General features: G+C 72.7%; 5 protein-coding genes and 1 pseudogene. 4 read left to right on the top strand and 2 right to left on the bottom strand.

Annotation, left to right across the window (positions count from 1 at the left end; translation table 11 throughout):
- Positions 1-261 (bottom strand): YidH family protein (locus AC2W7G_RS10230; protein WP_485868339.1); only part of this gene is annotated, 261 nt, incomplete at its 3' end.
- An 86-nt stretch (positions 262-347) separates the two neighbouring features.
- Between AC2W7G_RS10230 and AC2W7G_RS10225 the strand changes: the two genes are divergently transcribed.
- The 3 genes and pseudogenes from AC2W7G_RS10225 (at position 348) to AC2W7G_RS10215 (ending at position 3,109) form a co-directional block, all read left to right on the top strand.
- Positions 348-1,928 (top strand): AMP-binding protein, encoded by a 1,581-nt coding sequence (locus tag AC2W7G_RS10225; RefSeq protein ID WP_485868338.1) that lies wholly within the window; start codon positions 348-350, stop codon positions 1,926-1,928.
- A gap of 10 nt (positions 1,929-1,938) precedes the next feature.
- Positions 1,939-2,160: pseudogene (locus AC2W7G_RS10220) on the top strand (acyl-CoA dehydrogenase family protein); the annotation flags it as partial.
- A gap of 118 nt (positions 2,161-2,278) precedes the next feature.
- Positions 2,279-3,109: an acyl-CoA dehydrogenase family protein gene (locus tag AC2W7G_RS10215; protein ID WP_485868337.1), complete on the top strand. Its 831-nt coding sequence runs from the start codon at positions 2,279-2,281 to the stop codon at positions 3,107-3,109.
- Positions 3,110-3,166: 57 nt separating this feature from the next.
- Here the strand turns inward: AC2W7G_RS10215 and AC2W7G_RS10210 are convergent, their stop codons facing one another.
- A complete protein-coding gene (locus AC2W7G_RS10210) occupies positions 3,167-3,355 on the bottom strand; it encodes a hypothetical protein (RefSeq protein ID WP_485868336.1) in 189 nt (62 codons plus the stop codon).
- A gap of 194 nt (positions 3,356-3,549) precedes the next feature.
- Here AC2W7G_RS10210 and AC2W7G_RS10205 point away from each other — a divergent pair, with 194 nt between their 5' ends.
- Positions 3,550-4,152 carry a hypothetical protein gene (locus AC2W7G_RS10205; RefSeq protein WP_485868335.1) on the top strand — a complete coding sequence of 201 codons (603 nt, stop codon included), beginning with the start codon at positions 3,550-3,552 and terminating at the stop codon, positions 4,150-4,152.
- Positions 4,153-4,293 lie beyond the last annotated feature (141 nt).

Here is a 4,293-nt window from a genome sequence, read left to right as displayed (position 1 = left end):
CTGGTCGCTCTGGGGGGCGACGTTCTCCTGGTGGTGGTTGATCGCGCCGCTCGGCTCGCGCGGGGTCCCGGGGTTCTGCTCGGTCATGATGCGTCCTCCTGGTTCATCTTGCGGGCGTCCAGGGGCGACGCGCGCGGCGGTCAGCGCGAGGGCCGTCCGCACCCAGGCCAGGAAGGTGCGCTCGTTGGCCAGCGTGAACCGCGGGTCGGGCTCGACGCCCTCGCCGTACACGCGGTGGGGACGGCGCGCGGCTCGCGTCATGGTCGACCTTCCTCTCGTCGGCCGGGGACCTGGTGTTCCACACCACAATGATAGACACTGTGTCCAGGAACGTCGGAAGGACTCCCATGCCGAACCTCGGTCGACTCGTCACCCGCAGCGCGCTGCACTGGCCCGCACACGAAGCACTCGTGTGCGGCGACCAGCGGCTCACCTACGCCCAGCTGGACGAACGGTCCAGCAGGCTGGCCTCGGCCCTGGCGGCCCGCGGCCTCGAGCCCGGGGCCGCGGTGGCCACCAACGCCGCCAACCGGGCCGAGCTCGTCGAGGTGGAGGTCGCCCTCGTCAAGGGCGGCTACCTCCGGGTGCCGATCAACTTCCGCCTCGGCCTGGACGAGGCCGCCCACGTGATCGAGGACGCCGGCGTCCGGCTCGTCGTCGCTGACTCGGCTCACGCGGGGCTCGCGCTGGACGCGGTCAAGCGCTCCGGCCGCGACGCCACCGTCGTCGTGCTCGACGGGGACGCCGACGACCCGGACGCGAGCACGTCCGGCGCCGCGTCGTACGAGCGGCTGCTGGCCGACGCCGACCCGCGGTTCGAGGGCCCGGACGTCCCGCTGGACGCCCCGTGCGTCCTCAACTTCACGTCCGGGTCCACCGGCCGGCTCAAGGCGGCGGTGCAGACGACCGGCAACCGCCTGGCCAACGTCCGCAAGCGGCTCATGGAGCCCGGCGGCGCCCTGACCTGGCACGACACCTACCTCGTCGCCGGCCCCATCACGCACGCCTCGGGCATGGTGCTGCTCGCCGCGCTGAGCCGCGGCGCGAAGGTCGTCGTCATGCCGGCGTTCACGCCCGCGTCGTTCCTGGCCCTGGTCGAGCGCGAGCGCGTGACCACGACGTTCATGGTGCCGACGATGCTCAACATGCTGCTCGGCCTGCCCGACCGCGACGCGTTCGACCGGTCGTCGCTGCGCAGCGTCACGATCGGCGGAGCGCCGGTGTCGCCCCGGCGCCTGCGCGACGCCGTCGACTTCTTCGGGCCGATCGTGGCCCAGGGCTACGGCCAGGCCGAGACGACCAGCGGCGTGCTCGTGCTGACCGCCGAGGACGTCGTCCGTGGCATCGAGTCCGACCCCGACGTCCTGCTCTCGTGCGGCCGGGCGCTGTACGACACCGAGGTGAGGGTCGTCGACGAGGACCTGCGCCCCGTCCCGCCGGGCACGACCGGCGAGCTCGTGGTGCGCGGCGACGACTGCGTGACGTCCTACTGGCACGAGCCCGAGCTCAGCGCCGAGACGTTCCGCGACGGCTGGGTGCTGACCGGCGACGTGGCCTGGATGCGCGAGGACGGCTACGTCTTCATCGTCGACCGCCTGAAGGACATGATCATCTCCGGCGGCTTCAACATCTACTGCAGCGAGGTGGAGGCCGCCGTCTACGAGCACCCGGACGTGGCCGAGGCCTGCGTCGTGGGCGTGCCGGACGAGACCTGGGGCGAGGCGGTCAAGGCCGTCGTCGTGCCGCGGCCCGGCGCCACGATCGACGCCGGCGCGCTCATCGCCTTCTGCGCCGACCGGCTCGACCGGATGAAGAAGCCCCGTTCGGTGGACGTCGTGGACGCGCTGCCGGCCAACCGCAACGGGAAGATCGACCGTCGCGCCGTCCGATCCCGCTACTGGACCGGCGCCGACCGGGCCGTGAACTGAGGAGCCCGCCATGACCTTCGACCTGCGTCCGTCCTACGACGACTCCGCCACGCTCGGCCCGCTCGTGGCCGACCTGCGCGCCTACCTCGACGGCGAGCTCGCCGACTACGAGCGCGCCCACGGCCTCGGCCCCGCGTCCGTCTACGACCGCTCCGTGCTCGAGCCGGTCTGGAAGCGCAGCCGCGAGCTCGGGTTCTACGGCGTCCACCTGCCGCCCGAGCTCGGCGGCGGCGGGCTGTCGTTCACCGAGCTGGCCGTGCTCAAGGAGGAGGTCGGCGCGTCCGGCCGCGTGCTGTACCACTCCGTGCTCGGCGACATGGGCGGCCCGCTGCGGCGGCTCGATCTTCGAGGTGGCCACGCCGCACCAGGTCGAGCGCTACCTGCTGCCGGTCGTGCGCGGCGAGCGTGCGTGCTGCTTCTCGCTCACCGAGACCGACGCCGGCTCGGACGTGCGCGCCATGACCACGACGGCGACGCCGGACGGCGACGGCTGGCGCCTCACCGGACGCAAGGTGTTCAGCTCGGCCGGCCCGTTCGCCGACTTCTCCGTGCTCGTGGCCCGCATGGCCGGCGAGGACGAGCAGTACTCGGCCTTCCTCGTCGACCTGGACAGCCCCGGCTGCCGCGTCGAGGAGGGCGAGGTGCCGCTGTCGGGCGAGCACATCGAGGCCGACATCGTCCTGGACGACTGCTACGTGGGGCCCGAGCAGCTGCTCGGCCGGGTCGGCGACGGCCTGCGCATCGGCGTCGGCCGCGTGGTCGTCAACCGGCTGCTGCACTGCCCCACCGTGCTCGGCCAGGCCCGGCGCGTCCTGGAGCTGACCATCGACTACGCCAAGGAGCGGAAGGTCTTCGGCGGACGCCTGGCCGACCTGCAGTCCGTCCAGCACCGCATCGCCGACATGGCCACCGCCTACTACGCGGCCCGGTCGATGACGTACGACGCGCTGGCGGCGCTGGACGCCGGACGCCGTCCGGCCACCGAGGCGTTCCTGTGCAAGCTGTTCGTGGCCGAGAACGCCTTCCGCCTCGCCGACGACGCCATGCAGCTGCACGGCAAGGCGGGCATGGTGCAGGGCTCGGAGATCGAGTCCGCGTTCAAGAAGCTGCGGATGTTCCGCGTGCTGACCGGGTCGTCGGAGATCCAGCGCAACGGCATCGCCAAGGCCCTGCTCGCCTGACCGCACCACGACGAGGGCCCGGGACGTCGACGCGTCCCGGGCCCTCGCCCACGTCGGTCAGCCGCCGCGCCCGTCGAGGGTGTCGTCGTCGTCCACGACGTCGCGCAGCGGGCGGTGGAACGGGTTCGGGCGCGAGGCGGTCAGCTGACCGTGGCGGTCCAGGCCGAACGGGCCCTGCTCCGACCCCGGGCTGACGTCCCAGCCGTCCGGACGCACCCCGGAGCGCAACAGCCTCGCGGTCGTCATGGCCCCTCCTCGTCCGCCCCAGCCGGGCAGCGGGGCCCGCACATCTTGCCGGACGCCACGTCCACGGCGTCCCGGGCCCTCGTGCCGCCTCGGGGGCAATCGCGACGAACGGCTCCGCACGACGTCGCCGGCCCCTACGATCCGGGAAGGACGGGCACGCCGCCTCTCCTCCACCGCACCACCGAAGGAGCGCCGTGCGCCGCCTCACCACCGTCCTCGCCACCGCCCTGGCGGCCGTCACCGTGCTCGGCACCGCCCCCGCCGCCCACGCCGAGCGCGCCTCGATCAAGGACAAGCGCGCCGACGTCGTGCGCACGACCTACTCCGCGGACGACCTCGAGGTGCGCGAGGAGCGCCGGCTCACCAAGACGGCGAGCCGCCGCTCCGGCGTCGACGCCACCAGCGTCCGGTACGACCACCGGAGCAAGACGGTCAGCGTCACCGTCCGGTTCGCGCGGCTGAAGTCCGACGCCGGGCTGTACGCGGAGATCTACGCGCCGGGCAGCAAGAAGGCCGACTTCGAGGTCTACGGACGCATGGGCAGCTCGGTGGCCGAGGTCGTCGACCCCGAGTACGACGTCGTCTGCTCGGGCGACTTCTCGAGCCGGACGGGCAAGAAGGGCTGGATGCGGCTCACGGTGAAGCGCTCGTGCCTGGGCGACCTGCGGAAGGTGCGCATGGCGGCCGGCGCCTACCGGACGGTCGAGGACGGCGACGCGTTCGTCGTCTACGGCGACGCCCTGTCGGCGAAGAAGGTCCGCACGCCCCAGCGGACGCGCCTGCTCGCCGCCGGCTGACCGCCGCCGCACGGCCGCGCCGGCTAGGTGTAGTTCCCCGGGAGGTTGTGAACGGCTGACGTGAGGTGAGGACCTCCGGTATCGAAGGGGTTACCACACCATCCTCGAACCAGAGGTCCTCATGACTCACGCTAATGCGCC

Source organism: Aeromicrobium sp. PFPM2_SD2 (assembly GCF_057364525.1).
Note: the sequence above shows the minus strand (reverse complement) of the source record. Positions and strands in the feature narration are given on the sequence as shown.

Bases quoted from the DNA above. Each gene is read 5' to 3' on its own strand.
- AC2W7G_RS10225 (WP_485868338.1), top strand. From the start codon at position 348: ATGCCGAACCTCGGTCGACTCGTCACCCGCAGCGCGCTGCACTGGCCC.
- AC2W7G_RS10210 (WP_485868336.1), bottom strand. From the start codon at position 3,355: ATGACGACCGCGAGGCTGTTGCGCTCCGGGGTGCGTCCGGACGGCTGG.